Source organism: Leclercia sp. Colony189, from assembly GCF_009740165.1.
GTDB lineage: Bacteria > Pseudomonadota > Gammaproteobacteria > Enterobacterales > Enterobacteriaceae > Enterobacter.
In genome coordinates, this window is sequence record NZ_CP046557.1 from 1,267,147 (window position 1) to 1,286,519 (window position 19,373).

The following is a 19,373-nucleotide window of genomic DNA, read 5'->3' on the forward strand; positions in this document are numbered from 1 at the left end:
TACCCCATCCCGCTTATTACCTAGCCGGAGTTAAAGGATGAATCGCTTTATCATTGCCGATGCCAGCAAATGCATCGGCTGTCGTACCTGTGAAGTGGCCTGCGTGGTGTCGCACCACGACACCCAGGACTGCGCCTCGCTGACCCCGCAGAACTTCCTGCCACGCATTCACGTCATCAAAGGCGTCAACGTCTCCACCGCCACCATGTGCCGCCAGTGCGAGGACGCGCCCTGCGCCACCGTCTGTCCGAACAGGGCGATCGCTCGCGATAACGATTTTGTTCACGTCCACCAGGAGCGCTGCATCGGCTGCAAAACCTGCGTGGTCGCCTGCCCGTACGGCGCGATGGAAGTGGTCCTGCGTCCGGTTGTGCGCAGCATCGGTAGCGGGCTGAACGTGATGTCGGAGAAGGCCGAAGCCAACAAGTGCGACCTCTGCTACCTCCAGCCGGACGGTCCGGCCTGCGTGCAGGCCTGTCCGACCAACGCCATTGTCTGCATCGACAGGCAAAAACTTGAGCAGCTGAGCCAGGAGAAACGCCGTCGGGCGGCGCTGGACACTGTCTCTTCCATGATGCTGTAAGCATTTTCTCTTTTCACTTTTAGCAGGTCTGTTACTGATGAAAAAAATCACCAGCGTTTGCCCTTACTGCGGTGCGGGCTGCAAATTAAAACTCGTCGTTGAGAACAACAAAATCGTCCGTGCCGAAGCGGCAGAGGGGGTGACCAACCAGAACCAGTTGTGCCTGAAGGGGTACTACGGCTGGGACTTTCTCAACGACACCCGCATCCTGACGCCGCGCCTCACGCAGCCGATGATCCGCTACCAGAAGGGCGGCAAGTTTGTGCCGGTCTCCTGGGAGGAGGCCATTCGCTACACCGCGAAGCGGCTGGGAGAGATCAAGGCGAAGTATGGCCCGCGGGCCATCATGACCACCGGCTCGTCGCGCGGAACGGGGAACGAAACCAACTACGTGATGCAGAAGTTTGCCCGCGGGGTGCTCAACACCAACAACGTCGACTGCTGCGCCCGGGTGTGTCACGGCCCGAGCGTGGCCGGGCTGCAGGAGACGCTCGGCAACGGGGCGATGAGCAACTCCATCAGCGATATCGAGCACTCAAAATGTCTGCTGATCTTCGGCTACAACTGCGCTGACTCGCACCCGATCGTCGCCCGGCGGGTGATCAAGGCGAAACAGCACGGCGCGAAGGTGATCGTCTGCGATCCGCGCAAAATCGAGACCGCGCGCATCGCCGACCGCCATCTGCAGATCAACAACGGCTGCAATATGGCGCTGGTGAATGCCTTCATTTATACGCTGCTGGAGGAGAACCTCTACAACAGCGACTACGTGGCGCGCTACACCGACGGGCTGGAGAGGCTGCGCGAGACGGTGCGCGAGTACGCCCCGGAAAACGTCGAAGGCATTACCGGCGTCAGCGCCCGGCAGATCCGGGATGCGATGCGCATCTACGCCGCCGCGCCGTCCGCCACCGTGATGTGGGGGATGGGCGTCACCCAGTTCGGGCAGGCGGTGGACGTGGTGAAAGGGCTCTCGACGCTGGCGCTGCTCACCGGCAACCTCGGGCGCGAACACTGCGGCGTCGGCCCGGTGCGCGGTCAGAACAACGTCCAGGGGGCCTGCGACATGGGTGTCATACCCAACCAGTTCCCCGGCTATCAGGATGTGACCGACCCGCAGGTGCGGGAGAAGTTCGCCCGGGCGTGGGGCGTTGATCCTGCGCGGATGGATGACCAGGTGGGGGTGCGCATCACCGAGGTGCCGCACCTCGCCCTGGAGGGTAAGGTCAAAGCGTACTACATCATGGGGGAAGATCCGCTCCAGACCGAGGCGGACCTGGGCCTGGTGCGCAAAGGCTTTGCGGCCCTCGATTTTGTGGTGGTGCAGGACATCTTCATGACCAAAACCGCCGAGGCGGCGGACGTGCTGCTGCCCGCCACCTCCTGGGGCGAGCATGGCGGGGTCTTTACCTGCGCCGACCGCGGCTTCCAGCGCTTTGAAAAAGCCGTTGAGCCAAAAGGCAACGTCAAGCGTGACTGGGAGATCATCAGCCTCATCGCCACAGAGATGGGCTACCCGATGCACTATCGCGACAACCAGCAGATCTGGGACGAGATGCGCGAGCTCTGCCCGCTCTTCTACGGCGTTACCTGGGAAAAAATGGGTGAGATGGGGCACGTCCAGTGGCCTTGCCCGACCCTCGACCATCCCGGCACGCCGTGGCTCTATGCGGATAACCGCTTCGACACCCCGAACGGCAAAGGCCAGCTTTTTGCCGCTCCGTGGCGCAAGCCGGCGGAAGTGCCAGACGATGAATACCCGCTGGTGCTCTGCACCGTTCGCGAGGTGGGGCACTACTCCTGCCGCTCCATGACCGGCAACTGCGCCGCGCTGCAGGCCCTGGCGGATGAGCCGGGCTTCGTGCAGATGAACCCGCAGGATGCGGCAAAACTGGGCGTTCAGGATCGCCAGCTGGTGTGGGTCAGCTCCCGCCGCGGGAAGGTGATCAGCCGGGCGGACGTCAACGAGCGCATCAATCAGGGGGCGGTGTACATGACCTATCAGTGGTGGATCGGCGCCTGTAACGAGCTGACCCAGGACAACCTCGACCCGGTCTCGAAAACGCCGGAAACCAAATACTGCGCCGTCAAAATCGACGCCATCGCCGATCAGCCCTGGGCGGAACGCTACGCCCAGACCACCTATCGCGACATGAAAACACGCCTGCGTGAGGCGGTGGAGAGTTAAATGAGTACAAACGGCACGCGGGTGCGCATTCGCGGCAAAGTCCAGGGCGTCGGGTTCCGCCCCTGGGTCTGGCAGGTGGCCCAGCAGCTGGGGCTCAGGGGCGACGTCTGCAACGACGGGGCAGGGGTGGAGGTGCGTCTCGTCGGTGGGGCGCAGGCCTTTATCCGCCAGCTTGCCGTCGGCTGCCCGCCGCTGGCGCGTATCGACGATATCCAGGAGCAGCCCTGGCGCTGGGCGCAGACCCCGATGGATTTTACCATTCGTGCCAGCGCCCACAGCCAGATGACCACCCAGGTGGTGCCGGATGCCGCCACCTGTCCGGCCTGTCTGGCGGAGATGAACGACCCGCGCGAGCGCCGCTACCGCTACCCGTTTATCAACTGCACCCACTGCGGGCCGCGCTTCACCATTATCCGGGCGATGCCCTACGACCGCCCGGCCACCACCATGGCGGGGTTTGCGCTCTGTCCGGCCTGCGAGGCGGAGTACCGCAACCCGGCGGACCGGCGCTTTCACGCCCAGCCGGTGGCCTGTCCGGACTGCGGGCCGCAGGTCAGCTGGGTGTGCGGCGAGGCGCGAGAGGAGCGGGAAGCCGCCCTGAAGGCCGCCGTATTGATGCTGAAACAGGGCGGGATCGTGGCGGTAAAAGGGCTGGGGGGGTTCCATCTGGCCTGTGATGCGCAAAACGTTGCGGCGGTAAACCGGCTGCGGGAACGTAAACGCCGCCCGACCAAGCCGCTGGCGGTGATGATCCCCGCGCGTCTCGCCGCGTGGCTGCCTGACGACGTGCAGGCGCTGCTGCGCTCCCCGGCCGCGCCGGTGGTGCTGGTGGCAAAACACACTCTGTTCTGCGAGGCCATCGCCCCCGGGCTTAACGAGGTGGGGGTGATGCTGGCCGCCAATCCACTCCAGCACCTGCTGATGCAGGATCTCGATCGCCCCCTGGTGATGACCTCCGGCAACCTGAACGGCTGCCCGCCCGCGCTGACCAACCCGCAGGCGCTGCGCGATCTCGCCGGGATCGCCGACGGCTGGCTGCTGCATAACCGCGATATCGTCCAGCGTATGGACGACTCGGTGATGCGCGCCAGCGGGGAAATGCTGCGCCGCGCCAGAGGCTTTGTGCCGGATGCGCTGCCCCTGCCGCCCGGTTTTGAAAAGGCGCCGTCGCTGCTCTGCCTGGGGGCGGATCGTAAAAATACCTTCTGCCTGGTGCGCGGCGGCCAGGCGGTGCTGAGCCAGCATCTGGGGGATCTGCATGATGACGATGCCGAACGTCAGTGGCAGCAGGCCCTGACCACCATTCAGGACATCTGGCAGTTTATCCCTGAGCGGGTGGTGACCGACGCCCATCCCGGCTACCGCGCCACGCAGCTCGGCCAGCAGATGCCCTATCCGCAGCATCAGGTGCTGCATCATCACGCCCACGCCGCGGCGTGCATGGCGGAACACGGCTGGCCGCGGGACGGCGGGGATCTCATCGCCCTGGTGCTGGACGGTATCGGCCAGGGGGAAAACGGCGCGCTGTGGGGTGGGGAGTGCCTGCGGGTGAACTACCGCACCTGCGAAAAGTTGGGTGGGCTACCGGCGGTGGCGCTGCCCGGCGGCGATCTGGCGGCGCGCCAGCCCTGGCGCAACCTGCTGGCCCAGTGGCAGGCGTTTGTCCCCGAGTGGCGGACGCTGCCCCAGGCCGCCCGCCTTCTGAACAAACCCTGGCAGCCGCTGGCCCGGGCGATTGAACGCGGGGTGAATGCGCCGCTGGCCTCCTCCGCCGGGCGGCTGTTTGACGCCGTGGCTGCGGCGCTCAACTGCGCCCCGGAACAGATCAGCTACGAAGGGGAGGCCGCCTGTCGGCTGGAAGCCCTGGCCCTGAGCGCCGCGCCGCAGTGCCACCCGGTCACGATGCCGGTGCGCGACGGCGAGCTGGATATGGTCACCTTCTGGCGCCAGTGGCTGGGCTGGCAGGCGCCGGACAACGCCCGGGCGTGGGCCTTTCACGACGCGCTGGCCCAGGGGCTGGCGACCCTTGCGGGCGAACATGCCCGGCGGCGGGCGCTCTCCACCGTTGTCTGCAGCGGCGGGGTGCTGCACAACCGCCTGCTGCGAGAGCGTCTGCAGTTCTGGCTGAACGATTTTACCGTGCAGTTTCCCGGGCGGCTTCCCGCCGGTGACGGGGCGGTGGCTTTTGGGCAGGCAGTGATTGCCGCCGCGACTTTTCTTTGAATCTGGATCTGACTATGTACATGAAATATTTCAATAACCATCCTAAAGCCCTGGCGCTGATGCTGGCGTTAATCGCAACCAATATTCTCGCCTGGGGTCTGGCGTTCTACCTCTTTCACGCCACACCGTCGCTGCTGGCGGCCAGCCTGCTGGCCTGGTGCTATGGCCTGCGCCACGCGGTGGATGCCGACCACATTGCCGCCATCGATAACGTCACCCGCAAGATGATGCAGCAGGGCAAGCGTCCCTGCGGCGTGGGGGCCTGGTTCTCGCTGGGGCATTCGACGATTGTGGTGCTGGCCTCCATTGCCATCGCCGCCACCGCCACGGCGTTCAGCCGCAATATGGCATGGTTCCACGAAACCGGGGGCACCATCGGCACGGCGGTCTCCGCCTTTTTCCTGCTGGCGATGGCGCTGGTCAACCTGGTTATTCTGCGCGACGTCTGGGGCAGCTTTAACAAAATGAAGCGCGGCGAAAGCGTGCCGGAAACGGTGTCGTTTGCCCGCGGCGGGGTGATGAACTGGCTGTTCCGCTCGGCGTTTCGCCTGGTCACCCGCAGCTGGCACATGTATCTGGTGGGCTTCCTGTTTGGCCTCGGGTTTGATACCGCCACCGAGATCGGGGTGCTGGGGATCTCCGCGGCGGGTGCCTCCAGCGGCATGTCGGTGTGGGCGATCATGGTCTTCCCGCTGCTGTTCACCAGCGGCATGGCGCTGATCGACACCCTCGATAACCTGATTATGGTGGGCGCATACGGCTGGGCCTTTAACAAGCCGCAGCGCAAGCTCTACTACAACATGACCATCACCGGCACCTCGGTAGTGGTGGCGCTGTTTATCGGCGGGCTGGAAGCGCTGGGCCTGCTGGCAGATAAGCTGGGCCTGGAAGGTGGCCTGTGGAACGGCGTCGCGGCGCTGAACGATAACCTCGGTAACGCCGGGTTTATCGTGGTCGGGCTGTTTGTCGCCTGCTGGGTTATCTCGTTAATCAACTACCGCTTTAAAGGCTACGACGCCCTGGTTGTACGCTAACGTCATCGCTGTCCGTTCGTCACGACACTTTTGACGAACGGACCCCTTCCCGCCATTTATCCCTCTTATTTTCAATAAGTTAATTTTAGTTTTCAGGCTGGCATAGTTAATGCATGCCGCTGGGGACATATTACCAACGGAGTAACACCGATGAAGAAAGTCGTCACGGTTTGCCCCTATTGCGCATCGGGTTGCAAAATCAACCTGGTGGTCAATAACGGCAAAGTCGTCAAGGCTGAAGCAGCACAGGGTAAAACCAACCAGGGCGATCTCTGCCTGAAGGGGTATTACGGCTGGGATTTTATCAACGACACCAAAATTCTCACCCCGCGCCTGAAGTCGCCAATGATCCGTCGCCAGCGCGGCGGCAAGCTGGAAGCCGTCTCCTGGGACGAAGCGCTGGACTACGTTGCCAGCAAGCTCAGCGCCATTAAGGCTGCGCACGGCCCGGACGCGATCATGACTACCGGTTCATCCCGCGGTACCGGGAATGAAACCAACTACATTATGCAAAAATTTGCCCGCGCGGCAGTCGGCACCAACAACGTCGACTGCTGCGCGCGCGTCTGACACGGCCCATCGGTTGCAGGTCTGCACCAGTCGGTCGGTAACGGCGCAATGAGCAACTCCATTGTCGGCATTGAAAAAGCGGACATGGTCTTTATTTTTGGCTACAACCCGGCGGATTCGCACCCTATCGTGGCGAACCGCGTGATCAAGGCCAAACGCAACGGGGCGAAGATTATCGTCTGCGATCCGCGCAAAATCGAAACCGCGCGCATCGCCGATATGCACCTGGCCCTGAAAAACGGCTCCAACATCGCGCTGCTCAACGCGATGGGGCATGTGATTATTGAAGAAGAACTCTACGACCGCGCCTTTGTGGCGGCGCGTACCGAGGGCTTCGAAGAGTATCGCAAGATCGTCGAAGGCTATACGCCGGAATCGGTCGAGGCGATCACCGGGGTCAGCGCGGCGGAGATCCGCCAGGCGGCGCGGATGTACGCGGCGGCTGAAAATGCGGCGATCCTCTGGGGCATGGGCGTGACCCAGTTCTACCAGGGCGTGGAAACCGTGCGGTCGCTCACCAGCCTGGCGCTGCTGACCGGCAACCTCGGCAAACCGTATGCAGGGGTGAACCCGGTGCGCGGGCAGAACAACGTGCAGGGCGCGTGTGATATGGGTGCGCTGCCGGATACCTATCCGGGCTATCAGTACATCAATAACCCGGAAAACCGGGCCAAGTTTGCCAAAGCCTGGGGCGTGGATTCACTGCCGGCCCATACCGGGTATCGCATCAGCGAACTGCCTCACCGGGTGGCCCATGGGGAAGTGCGCGCGGCGTACATCATGGGGGAAGATCCGCTCCAGACCGACGCCGAGCTCTCTGCGGTGCGTAAGGCGTTTGAGGGGCTGGAACTGGTCATTGTGCAGGATATCTTTATGACCAAGACCGCCGCCGCCGCGGATGTGATCCTGCCGTCCACCTCCTGGGGGGAGCACGAAGGGGTCTACACCGCCGCCGACCGCGGTTTCCAGCGCTTCTTTAAAGCGGTTGAGCCGAAGTGGGACCTGAAAACGGACTGGCAGATCATCAGCGAAATTGCCACGCGGATGGGCTACCCGATGCACTACAACAACACCCAGGAGATCTGGGATGAGCTGCGTCATCTGTGTCCGGATTTCTATGGCGCCACCTACGAGAAGATGGGCGAGCTGGGCTATATCCAGTGGCCGTGCCGGGACGAGTCCGAGGCCGATCAGGGGACCGATTACCTGTTCGAGAAGGAATTCTCCACCCCGAACGGGCTGGGGCAGCTCTATACCTGCGACTGGGTCGCGCCGATCGACAAGCTGACGGAGGAGTATCCGCTGGTGCTCTCAACCGTGCGTGAAGTGGGGCACTACTCGTGCCGCTCGATGACCGGGAACTGTGCGGCGCTGGCGGCGCTGGCCGATGAACCGGGCTATGCGCAGATCAATACGGCGGACGCCGCGCGTCTGGGTATTGAGGATGAAGCGCTGGTGTGGGTGACGTCGCGTAAAGGCAAAGTCATCACCCGCGCGCAGGTGAGCGATCGTCCGAACAAAGGGGCGGTCTATATGACCTACCAGTGGTGGATTGGGGCTTGTAATGAGCTGGTGACGGAGAACCTGAGCCCGATTACCAAAACGCCGGAGTATAAGTATTGCGCCGTGCGCGTGGAGCCGATTGCTGACCAGCAGGCTGCGGAACAGTATGTGATTGATGAGTATCATAAGCTGAAGAAGCACTTGCGGGAACTGGCGGTAGGGTGAGGGGGCTGTTGTAGGCCCGTGCAAGCGTAGCGCCGCCGGGCGTGGGCAGGGGTGCCTGGGTGGTGGAACATGTGGCGGTGGAGGGGGTTCCGTTCACCTTGCGTTCGCTGCTTCTCTGTAAACCGCGTCACCCGTGAACGTGCCAGGGGGGCTCGCCGCCTCCCCCCTGGCAACCCCGGCTCCCGGCAACGAAAATCGCCGCTTCGCGGTGCCCTCAGCTTATTCCCTTCGGCTATCGGGTCGGGGGCGATCCTACATCCCTGTAGGTCGCCCCCTCTCGGCGCGTCCCTGCGTCTCACCCCGGCCTGCGGTCAACGCTTCGGCGATTTTCAGCCGGACACGGGCATCGCTGTGAGTCATTTATTCTTTTTACGATTCTTCAGTGCTGTGATTTTGCTGGTGCAGGTTTTGTGTTTTGTAGGCCCGTGCAAGCGTAGCGCCGCCGGGCGGGGCAGGGGTGCCTGGGTGGTGGAACATGTGGCGGTGGAGGGGGTTCCGTTCACCATACGTTCCTTGCTTCTCTGTAAACCGCGTCACCGGTGAACGTGCCAGGGGGGCTCGCCGCCTCCCCCCTGGCAACCCCGGCTCCCGGCAACGAAAATCGCCGCGTTGCGGTGCCCTCAGCTTATTCCCTCCGGCTTTCGGGTCGGGGGCGATCCTACATCCCTGTAGGTCGCCCCCTCTCGGCGCGTCCCTGCGCCTCGCCCCGGCCTGCGGGAAACGCTTCGGCGATTTTCAGCCGGACACGGGCGTCGCTGTGAGTCATTTATTCTTTTTACGATTCTTCAGTGCTGTGATTTTGCTGGTGCAGGTTTTGTGTTTTGTAGGCCCGTGCAAGCGTAGCGCCGCCGGGCGTGGGCAGGGGTGCCTGGGTGGTGGAACATGTGGCGGTGGAGGGGGTTCCGTTCACCATACGTTCCTTGCTTCTCTGTAAACCGCATCACCCGTGAACGTGCCAGGGGGGCTCGCCGCCTCCCCCCTGGCAACCCCGGCTCCCGGCAACGAAAATCGCCGCGTTGCGGTGCCCTCAGCTTATTCCCTTCGGCTTTCGGGTCGGGGGCGATCCTACATCCCTGTAGGTCGCCCCCTCTCGGCGCATCCCTGCGCCTCGCCCCGGCCTGCGGTCAACGCTTCAGCGATTTTCAGCCGGACACGGGCGTCGCTGTGAGTCATTTATTCTTTTTACGATTCTTCAGTGCTGTGATTTTGCTGGTGCAGGTTTTGTGTTTTGTAGGCCCGTGCAAGCGTAGCGCCGCCGGGCGTGGGCAGGGGTGCCTGGGTGGTGGAACATGTGGCGGTGGAGGGGGTTCCGTTCACCATACGTTCCTTGCTTCTCTGTAAACCGCGTCACCGGTGAACGTGCCAGGGGGGCTCGCCGCCTCCCCCCTGGCAACCCCGGCTCCCGGCAACGAAAATCGCCGCGTTGCGGTGCCCTCAGCTTATTCCCTCCGGCTTTCGGGTCGGGGGCGATCCTACATCCCTGTAGGTCGCCCCCTCTCGGCGCGTCCCTGCGCCTCGCCCCGGCCTGCGGGAAACGCTTCGGCGATTTTCAGCCGGACACGGGCGTCGCTGTGAGTCATTTATTCTTTTTACGATTCTTCAGTGCTGTGATTTTGCTGGTGCAGGTTTTGTGTTTTGTAGGCCCGTGCAAGCGTAGCGCCGCCGGGCGGGGCAGGGGTGCCTGGGTGGTGGAACATGTGGCGGTGGAGGGGGTTCCGTTCACCATACGTTCCTTGCTTCTCTGTAAACCGCGTCACCGGTGAACGTGCCAGGGGGGCTCGCCGCCTCCCCCCTGGCAACCCCGGCTCCCGGCAACGAAAATCGCCGCTTCGCGGTGCCCTCAGCTTATTCCCTTCGGCTATCGGGTCGGGGGCGATCCTACATCCCTGTAGGTCGCCCCCTCTCGGCGCATCCCTGGGCCTCGCCCCGGCCTGCGGTCAACGCTTCGGCGATTTTCAGCCGGACACGGGCATCGCTGTGAATCATTTATTATCAATGGGTTTCATTGTTGCTTTGATTTTTTGCGAGGCGGCTTCCGGGATGGGTTTTTGATGGTTGTCTCCTTAATACCCTCGCGATATCTTCCTGTTGCGCCTGCAAAATCAGGCGTCGGGATTGGAACCCTGACTGACTTTATCGATGACATAAGAGGCCTTATGTCGTACGCTCTGCTGCACTTCAATGGTGGGCTGGCGGGGGCATCGTAAGATGCGCCGGTATCCGATAAAGCCGGTAGTTCCAACCTCGCTCAGTCCACCGCCATGAGATTGGAACCTCTGACGGTGGGTTTAAAACACTTTATCGGAGGCTGCCACTATGGCTACTACCCCAACCCCTGCTCAGGCATTGTTTACCGTACCGTTCTCACATAACACGGATTTCACTGTACTGGCGAACCACTGCGAGCGTTTTGCCTGTACCCTGCTGGAAACCGACGAACCCGCCGAAAAACTGGCGCTGTGCGCCCGTCTTTGTGCCTGTCTCGCGCTGTTACAGCCCACGCTCAACGAGCCCATCCCGGCGCACCTGGTGGAACATTTCACCCTTAACGATCTGCCTTCCCGTCTGCCCGCATTCGAGCCGGAAAGCGATCAGCTGGGCATCTATTGCCAGACCGTCACGCAGCTTTTAATCAGCAATGTCCTGCCGCCGGAGATGGCGCGCGTGATGGAAGGACTGCTGTATGACCTGGTAAGTTTTTACGCCGACACGCTCAACGCCCCACGCTGGCTGCAAACGCCGGATGGGCGGGTGGCGTTTGATGTGTTGATCGACTGAGTTTGTAGGCCGGGCAAACGCAGTGCCGCCCGGCGCAACAATGCCGGGTGGCGGCTTCGCCTTACCCGGCCTACAAAACCAAAAAAATAAAAACCAGCGATGAAGAAATTAAAAAAAACAACGGGCTTACAGCGGCTCCCTGGTCCGGCTGAAAATCGCCGAAGCGTTGACCGCAGGCCGGGGCGAGGCGCAGGGATGCGCCGAGAGGGGGCGACCTACAGGGATGTAGGATCGCCCCCGACCCGATAGCCGGAGGGAATAAGCTGAGGGCACCGCGAAGCGGCGATTTTCTTGCCGGGAGCCGGGATTGTTAAGGGGGCGGCGATAGCCCCCTTGACACGTTCACGGGTGACGCTGTTAACAGAGAAGCAAGAAACGCAAAGTGAACGGAACCCCCACCGCCGCCGCATATTCCCCCCACGCGATCCCACCCAACCTAACCATCAGAACCGCGTATTCACACTCATAAACCAGGTCCGCCCCGGCTCATTATAGGTATACGCCCCCGCACCATACATATACGCCCCTGTCGTCGCATTCCCCGTCGTCTGGGCATTCCCCGCACGCCACTGGCGTTTATCAAAGACGTTATCCACGCCCCCGGTGAGGCTCACATATTTGGTCACATCCCAGGTCGCGCTCAGGCCGACGATGCTGTACGGGCTCACTTCGTCCAGCTCGGATCCGGTCGCCGGCTGGCCTTTGTAGTTGTACTTCTTCGGCTGCTGCTTGCCGTACCAGGTGAAGGTCGACTGCAACGACACATCCTGCTGCACCTGCCAGCTCAGGGTGGAGTTCAGCGTGTACTCCGGGATGATCGACAGACGATCGCCGGTCTCCTTGTTCTTGCTTTGCAGCATATAGGTAATGTTGTTGGTCCAGTTGATGGCGTCGCTGACCGGCACGTTCAGGGTGCCTTCCAGCCCTTCAACTACCGCCTTCGGCACGTTTTCCCACTGATAAATATCGGTGCGGGTTCTCCCGGCAGAGGTCTGGCCGATCGGCGCATAGCCCGCTTCAATCTTGTCGCGGTAGTCGTTGCGGAACCAGGTCACGCCCGCCAGCCAGCCGTCGCGTTTCCACTCCAGGCCAATCTCTTTGTTGATGCTGGTTTCCGCTTTCAGATCTTCGTTACCCAGCATGTAGCAGCCCACGCCGTCGGCACTGGCATAGCAGCCCTGGCCCTTGCTGTAGAGCAGGTAGTTCGGGTTGGTCTGGTAGAGGCTTGGCGCTTTATAGGCGCGGGCGATGCCCATCTTCAGGGTGAAATCATCCCCCAGCCCCTGGGAGAGGTTCAGGGACGGGCTCCAGTTGTTGCCGACAATGGAGTGATGGTCGAAGCGCAGCGCCGGGGTCAGCATGGTGGTGTCGGTCAGCTCCATGTTGTTTTCAGCGAACAGGGAGAAGATTTCCGCGTCGGAGTAGGGACTGCGATTATCGCTCATTCCCGCAATGGCGCCGCCCTGCAGGGCCTGGCCGTTGGAGGACATATCCTTCATCCGCTGCTGATCCCACTCGGCGCCCAGGGTCAGGTTCTGGTTGACGATAAAGTCGATCGGCAGGTTGATCTCACTGTGCAGCATCACGTCGGAGAGGTCGGTGTCGGTGAACTTATCGCTGTTGAACAGCCCCTCCAGACCGCCCGCCAGCCCCTCGCCGAGACGGGAGTTGCGGGTGTGCTCGTACTGCGCCCAGTTATTGGTGGTGATGCCATTATCCCAGCCGCCGGTCCAGGTCAGGGCGAAGTTCTGGCGATAGATCCGGTTGGTCTCTTTGCCATAATTTTTCTTCACCAGCCCGTTGCTGCTGTTGTCGTTGTTGGTGTTCTGGGTATCCCCGGCATAGAGGTTGTTCTGGCGGCTATAGCCCGCTTCGAACTGCAGGGCCTGCATCGGGGCAAACTCCCAGCGCAGCACGCCGTTCACGTCTTTATTCTCCACGCCTTCACGTCCGGCGGGCAGCGTGTCGGCATAGGCGCCGGTACGTTCAGACTGATGGCCCTGGTTGATATCCCAGGCGTCGGCCTGGGTTTTATCCAGGTTGCCATACAGACGGAAGCTGAACGCGTCGCTCAGCGGGCCGCTCAGGCTAAAGTTGGTGCGTTTGGTGGAGCCTTCTTCGTTGTGCTCAGGGGCATTCAGGTAGGTGTTCCAGGAGCCATGCCACTCGTTGCTGACCTTTTTGGTGATGATGTTCACCACGCCGCCCGCCGCGCCGTTACCGTAACGCGCCGCCGCCGGGCCTCGGATCACTTCGATACGCTCGATCATCTCTGGCGGCACCCAGCCGGTGTCGCCGCGGGTGTCACGCTCGCCGCGCCAGCCCAGACGGATGGAGTTGCGGCTGGTCACCGGCTTACCGTCAATCAGGATCAGGGTGTTTTCCGGGCCCATGCCGCGGATATCAATCTGGCGGTTGTTGCCGCGCTGGCCGCTGGTGGAGTTACCGGTCAGGTTAACGCCCGGCATGGTGCGGATGATCTCCGACACATCGCGCGCCGACGGGTTTTTACGGATCTCATCCGCGGTAATGGTGGAGACGCCCGGCGCCTGCAGGTTCTGCTCGGCGGCGGTAATCACCATGGTATCTTCGTGCCCGGCGGTTTCGGCTGCCATCGCAGGCAGTGCCACACCGTAAATTCCCAGATTGACCAGTAAGGTCAGCGAGTGAAGCTTATTATTCATTGTATGTCCTGCTTTTCGATGCCGCATGCCTCATGGCTCCGTCCCGAATGGGTGAGGCGGCGGAAGGAGATCGCCCGCAGTCTGCGAAAACCCCTCGATCTTGAGTCAGTACGCAGCGCAGAGCATGGTTATTAACTGTTCGCGCTTCCCACAGCGCGCCCATACGCTATTGCAAATGCAAATAGTTATCAATAATATTATCGATATTGTTTATCTTTAATCAACAATTCAGAACAAATCATGGGGTTAAATCGGTGACGACGCTGGAAACGGGAAGTGATGCCTGGTGGCAGTCGAAACAGGGACCCGACCGGGTGCGGGAGGGGGATCATTATCGGGTGACGTTCTGCTGGCGCGACCCGCAGGGCACGGAGCAGACCTCGCCGCTAAAAAAGGTGTGGCTCTATATCACCGGCGTGACCGATCATCACCATAACGCCCGCCCCCAGACGCTGGAGCGGATTAATGGCACCGACGTCTGGCAGTGGCAGGGCGAGTTCAGCCCCCACTGGCGCGGCAGCTACTGTTTTATCCCCTCTGAACGCGACGACGACTTTGCGGATGCGGTGTTTGCCTCCGACCCGCCGGACCGCATGGCCCTGCGCGAAGGCTGGCGCAGGCTGCTGCCAAAGGCTATCGCCGATCCGCGCAACCCGCAGCACTGGCGCGGCGGACGCGGCCATCCGGTCTCGGCTCTCGAAATGCCCGAGGCGCCGCTACAGCCTGGCTGGGATCGGCCGGATACCCCGTATCAACCTGCGCAGTGCATCACCTGGCAGAGCGCAAGGCTCGGCAACACCCGCCGGGTATGGATCTTTCCCACCGGCGAAGCATCCCCAAACGAACGTCCGCTGGCGGTGCTGCTCGACGGGCAGTTCTGGGCCGAGAGCATGCCGGTCTGGCCCGCGCTGACGGCGCTCACCCTCGATGGTCAGTTGCCGCCTGCGGTCTACGTGCTGATCGACGTCATCGACACCGACCATCGCAGCCGCGAGCTCCCCTGTAATCCCGATTTCTGGCTCGCCGTTCAGGAGGAGCTACTGCCGCAGGTGCAGGCGCTGGCGCCGTTCAGCGACCGCGCCGATCGCACCGTGGTCGCCGGGCAGAGCTTTGGCGGCCTCTCGGCGCTCTATGCCGGGCTGCACTGGCCCCAACGCTTTGGCTGCGTGCTCAGCCAGTCGGGGTCGTTCTGGTGGCCGCATCGCGGCGGCAAGCACGACGGCATCATTATCGAACAGCTTAAAAACCAACAGCTGTCGGCCCAGAGCCTGCGCATCGTCCTTGAGGCGGGGCGACGTGAGCCACTGATTTTTCGCGCCTGTCAGGCGCTGTATGCCGAGCTACAGCACACGCAGCAGCCGGTTATCTGGCGTCCGGTGGACGGCGGACATGATGCACTTTGCTGGCGGGGAGGGCTGACGCAGGGGCTGATGACTCTCTGGCAGCCGCTTATTTAATAATGGAGTCTGGTATGGAATTCAGTAACCCCTTCGACGATCCGCAGGGTCTGTTCACCATTGTGCAAAACGCCCAAAATCAGTACAGCCTCTGGCCGCAGCAGTGCGCCTTGCCCGACGGCTGGCACGTGGTGTGTGAGGCGCAGTCGCAGGAAGCCTGTCAGCAGTGGCTGGCGGCCCACTGGCAAACCCTGATCCCGGCCCATTTTGCACAGGTGACTCCATGAGCGTTAAACATCCTCTCGTGGCGGCCCAGCCGGGGATCTGGATGGCGGAACAGCTCTCCGACCTGCCCAACGCCTGGAGCGTGGCCCACTACGTCGAGCTGACCGGCCCGGTGGATGCGCCATTGCTGGCGAAAGCGGTGGTGGCGGGCATGATGCAGGCCGATACCCTGCGCATGCGGTTTACCGAGGATAACGGCGAGATCGGGCAGTGGGTGGATGAGAGTGCTACCCTGCCGGAACCGCAGATTATCGACCTGCGCCATCACGCCGACCCGCATGCCGCCGCGTTGGCAACCCTGCAGGCCGACCTCAATCAGAACCTTCGCGTCGACAGCGGCCAGCCGCTGGCCTTCCACCTCCTGCTCCAGGTGGCAGATAACCGCTGGTACTGGTATCAGCGCTATCACCATTTAGTGGTGGATGGCTTCAGTTTCCCCGCCATTACCCGGCAGATCGCCGCCATTTACCGCGCCTGGTCTAAGGGGGAAGCCACGCCGGAATCGCCGTTTACCCCCTTTGCGGAGGTGGTGGAGGAGTATCAGCGCTACCAGCAGAGCGACGCATACGCCCGCGACGGCGCCTTCTGGGCGGAGCAGCGTAAGCAGCTGCCGCCGCCGGTGTCCCTCTCCAGCGCGCCGCTGCCGGGGCGCGCCGCCACAACCGATATTTTGCGCCTGAAGCTGACCGCCGATCGCCAGGCCTTCAGCCAGCTGGCGAATAAGAGCCAGAGCCAGCGCACCGACCTTGCCCTGGCGCTGGTGGCCCTCTGGCTCGCCCGCCTGACCGGACGGATGAGCTACGCCGCCGGGTTTATCTTTATGCGCCGGATGGGCTCCGCGGCGCTGACCGCCACCGGCCCGGTGCTGAACGTGCTGCCCCTGGCGGTGAACATCAACCCGCAGGAGACGCTGCCCGAGCTGGCCCAGCGCCTGGCCGGGCAGATGAAAAAGATGCGCCGTCACCAGCGTTACGACGCCGAGCAGATTGTCCGCGACAGCGGGCGTGCCGCCAGCGACGAGGCGCTGTTTGGCCCGGTGTTTAACGTCAAGGTCTTTGATTACCAGCTGGATATCGATGGCGTGCAGGCGGTGACCCATACCCTCGCCACCGGCCCGGTCAACGATCTGGAGATGGCGCTCTTCCCGGACGAGCAGGGCGGGCTGAGCATTGAGATCCTCGCCAACAAACAGCGTTACGACGAGGCCACCCTGGTGCGCCACGTCGAGCGCCTGCATGAGCTGCTGGCGCAGTTTGCCGCCAACAGCGACCTGCGCTGCGGCGAGGCCGAAACGGTCTCTGACGCTGAATATCAGCAGCTGGAAAAGATAAACCAGACCGCGGTTCCGCTGCCGCGCACCACCCTGAGCGGGCTGGTGGCGGAGCAGGCGGCGAAAACCCCGGACGCCCCGGCGCTGGCCGATGCGCAATACGAGTTGACCTACCGCCAGATGCGCGAGCAGGTGGTGGCCCTGGCGAACCTGCTGCGCGAGCGCGGGGTGAAGCCCGGCGACAGCGTGGCGGTGGCGCTCCCGCGCTCGGTGTTCCTGACCCTGGCCCTGCATGCCATTGTCGAAGTGGGGGCCGCGTGGCTGCCGCTGGACACCGGCTATCCCGACGATCGCCTGCAGATGATGATCGAGGATGCGCAACCCTCGCTGCTGATCACTACCGACGACCAGCGCCCGCGCTTTGACCATCTGCCGGTGGCGACTTTTAGTTACAACATACTATTGTCTGCGGCCGATGCCAGACCTCTGCACCTGAGCAGGCCGGAACAGACCGCCTATATCATCTTTACCTCCGGCTCAACAGGACGACCGAAAGGGGTGATGGTCGGCCAGACCGCCATCGTCAACCGCCTGCTGTGGATGCAAAACCACTACCCGCTCACCGCCGCGGATGTGGTGGCGCAAAAAACGCCGTGCAGCTTTGACGTCTCGGTATGGGAGTTCTGGTGGCCGTTTATCGCCGGGGCGAAGCTGGTGATGGCCGAGCCGGAGGCGCACCGCGATCCGCTGGCGATGCAGGAATTCTTCGGGAAATATGGCGTCACCACCACCCACTTTGTGCCGTCGATGCTGGCGGCCTTTGTCGCGTCGCTGACCCCGGAAAATGTTGCCTGCTGCGCCAGCCTGAAGCAGGTGTTCTGTAGCGGCGAAGCTCTGCCCACCGCCCTGTGCCGGGAGTGGGAGCAGCTTACCCAGGTGCCGCTGCATAACCTTTATGGCCCCACCGAAGCGGCGGTGGATGTCAGCTGGTATCCGGCGTATGGCCCGGAGCTGGCGGCAGTAGAAGGTAACAGCGTGCCGATTGGCTTCCCGGTGTGGAATACCGGCCTGCGCATTCTGGATGGGATGATGCGCCCGGTGCCGTTCGGCGTGGCGGGGGATCTGTACCTCACCGGCATTCAGCTGGCGCAGGGCTACCTGGGCCGCCCGGATCTGACCGCCAGCCGCTTTATCGCCGCTCCCTTTGCCCCCGGCGAGCGCATGTACCGCACCGGGGACGTGGCCCGCTGGCTGGATAACGGCGCGGTGGAGTATCTGGGCCGCAGCGACGATCAGCTGAAAATTCGCGGCCAGCGCATCGAGCTGGGTGAAATCGACCGGGCGATGCTGACCCTGCCGGACGTGGCCCAGGCGGTGACCCACGCCTGCGTCATCAACCAGGCGGCAGATACCGGCGGCGATGCCCGGCAACTGGTGGGCTACGTGGTTTCGGAATCCGGCCTGCCGCTGGATCGCGATGCGCTTTTAACGGCGCTGAAAGCCCAACTGCCGCCGCACATGGTGCCGGTAGTGTTACTGCAACTCAGTGACCTGCCGCTGAGCGCCAACGGCAAGCTGGATCGTAAGGCGCTGCCGCTGCCGGAACTGACGGTTAAAGCCCAGGGGCGCCCGCCACAAACCGACGCCGAATGGACCATTGCCGCGGCGTTTTCCGCCCTGCTGGGGTGTGAGGTTAACGATATCGAGGCGGATTTCTTTGCCCTCGGCGGCCACTCGCTGCTGGCGATGCGCCTTGCCGCCAGCCTCAGCCGCCACTTTGCCCGTCAGGTAACCCCCGGCCAGGTGATGGTGGCCCCGACGGTGGGCAAGCTGAGTGCGCTACTGGCATCCGACATCAGCGACGAGCAGGCTCAGCGTCTGGGCTACGAGACGATATTGCCTCTGCGCGAAAGCCACGGCCCGACGCTGTTCTGCTTCCATCCGGCCTCCGGTTTTGCCTGGCAGTTCAGCGTCCTGGCCCGCTACCTGAGCCCGCGCTGGTCGATCATTTGCATTCAGTCGCCGCGCCCGGGGCCGATGCAAAACGGCGCGACCCTGGACGAGGTGATCGAGCACCATCTGGCGACGCTCCGCGCTCAACAGCCGCGCGGGCCTTATTACCTGTTTGGCTATTCGCTGGGTGGCACCCTGGCCCAGGGGATCGCCGCCCGCCTGCGCGCGCAGGGAGAAGAGGTGGCGTTCCTCGGCCTGCTCGACACCTGGCCGCCGGAGACGCAAAACTGGTCCGAAAAAGAGGCCAACGGCCTGGATCCTGAGGTCTTAGCGGAGATTGAACGTGAGCGACAGGCGTTCCTCGCCGCCCAGCAGGGGCAGGCATCCGGGGAGCTGTTTAGCGCCATCGAGGGTAACTACGCCGATGCGGTGCGCCTACTGACCACGGCGCACAGCTCAACCTTTGACGGCAAAGCGACGCTGTTTGTTGCGGAACGCACGCGAACGATGGATCCGCACAAGGCCTGGGCGCCGTGGGTAGGGGAGTTAGAGGTCTACCATCAGGATTGCGCCCACGTGGAGATCATCTCCCCGCAGGCGTTTGAGCACATCGGTCCGGTGTTGAAGGAAATATTGGGGTAGCCACAATGCCCGGCGGCGCTGCGCTTGCCGGGCCTACG

General features: G+C 62.8%; 10 protein-coding genes. 9 read left to right on the forward strand and 1 reads right to left on the reverse strand.

The genetic code is table 11. The features are described from left to right. The first annotated feature begins 37 nt into the window (after positions 1–37). The 6 genes from hydN to GNG29_RS05995 all read left to right on the forward strand — a co-directional run bounded on the left by hydN (position 38) and on the right by GNG29_RS05995 (position 11,104). Complete coding sequence (gene hydN / locus GNG29_RS05970; protein WP_156654063.1) at positions 38–583, forward strand: electron transport protein HydN; 546 nt, start codon at positions 38–40, stop codon at positions 581–583. Between the two features lie 37 nt (positions 584–620). Next, on the forward strand, positions 621–2,771 hold the full coding sequence (gene fdhF, locus GNG29_RS05975) for a formate dehydrogenase subunit alpha (protein WP_156654064.1): 2,151 nt from the start codon (positions 621–623) through the stop codon (positions 2,769–2,771). Next, complete coding sequence (gene hypF / locus GNG29_RS05980; protein ID WP_156654065.1) at positions 2,772–4,994, forward strand: carbamoyltransferase HypF; 2,223 nt, start codon at positions 2,772–2,774, stop codon at positions 4,992–4,994. A gap of 20 nt (positions 4,995–5,014) precedes the next feature. Further along, a complete protein-coding gene (locus tag GNG29_RS05985; RefSeq protein ID WP_409201135.1) occupies positions 5,015–6,028 on the forward strand; it encodes a HoxN/HupN/NixA family nickel/cobalt transporter in 1,014 nt (337 codons plus the stop codon). Between the two features lie 150 nt (positions 6,029–6,178). After that, a complete protein-coding gene (gene fdhF, locus GNG29_RS05990) occupies positions 6,179–8,326 on the forward strand; it encodes a formate dehydrogenase subunit alpha (protein ID WP_156654067.1) in 2,148 nt (715 codons plus the stop codon). Between the two features lie 2,316 nt (positions 8,327–10,642). Then, positions 10,643–11,104, forward strand: coding sequence for a hypothetical protein (locus GNG29_RS05995; RefSeq protein ID WP_156654068.1), 462 nt, complete (start codon positions 10,643–10,645; stop codon positions 11,102–11,104). Positions 11,105–11,547: 443 nt separating this feature from the next. Here the strand turns inward: GNG29_RS05995 and GNG29_RS06000 are convergent, their stop codons facing one another. Further along, positions 11,548–13,788, reverse strand: coding sequence for a TonB-dependent siderophore receptor (locus GNG29_RS06000; protein WP_103178619.1), 2,241 nt, complete (start codon positions 13,786–13,788; stop codon positions 11,548–11,550). A gap of 254 nt (positions 13,789–14,042) precedes the next feature. On the opposite strand from GNG29_RS06000, the gene fes reads away from it, so the two are divergent. From fes to entF, 3 genes are read left to right on the forward strand one after another with little or no spacing between them, the layout of a single operon-like run. Further along, positions 14,043–15,245, forward strand: coding sequence for an enterochelin esterase (fes, locus tag GNG29_RS06005; RefSeq protein ID WP_156654069.1), 1,203 nt, complete (start codon positions 14,043–14,045; stop codon positions 15,243–15,245). 14 nt (positions 15,246–15,259) lie between these two features. Next, complete coding sequence (locus tag GNG29_RS06010; RefSeq protein ID WP_103178621.1) at positions 15,260–15,472, forward strand: MbtH family NRPS accessory protein; 213 nt, start codon at positions 15,260–15,262, stop codon at positions 15,470–15,472. After that, positions 15,469–19,335: an enterobactin non-ribosomal peptide synthetase EntF gene (gene entF / locus GNG29_RS06015; protein ID WP_156654070.1), complete on the forward strand. Its 3,867-nt coding sequence runs from the start codon at positions 15,469–15,471 to the stop codon at positions 19,333–19,335. Before GNG29_RS06010 ends, entF begins: the two co-directional genes overlap by 4 nt. Positions 19,336–19,373: the final 38 nt, after the last annotated feature.

Bases quoted from the DNA above. Each gene is read 5' to 3' on its own strand.
- hydN (WP_156654063.1), top strand. From the start codon at position 38: ATGAATCGCTTTATCATTGCCGATGCCAGCAAATGCATCGGCTGTCGT.
- fdhF (WP_156654064.1), top strand. From the start codon at position 621: ATGAAAAAAATCACCAGCGTTTGCCCTTACTGCGGTGCGGGCTGCAAA.
- hypF (WP_156654065.1), top strand. From the start codon at position 2,772: ATGAGTACAAACGGCACGCGGGTGCGCATTCGCGGCAAAGTCCAGGGC.
- GNG29_RS05985 (WP_409201135.1), top strand. From the start codon at position 5,015: ATGAAATATTTCAATAACCATCCTAAAGCCCTGGCGCTGATGCTGGCG.
- GNG29_RS05995 (WP_156654068.1), top strand. From the start codon at position 10,643: ATGGCTACTACCCCAACCCCTGCTCAGGCATTGTTTACCGTACCGTTC.
- GNG29_RS06000 (WP_103178619.1), bottom strand. From the start codon at position 13,788: ATGAATAATAAGCTTCACTCGCTGACCTTACTGGTCAATCTGGGAATT.
- GNG29_RS06010 (WP_103178621.1), top strand. From the start codon at position 15,260: ATGGAATTCAGTAACCCCTTCGACGATCCGCAGGGTCTGTTCACCATT.
- entF (WP_156654070.1), top strand. From the start codon at position 15,469: ATGAGCGTTAAACATCCTCTCGTGGCGGCCCAGCCGGGGATCTGGATG.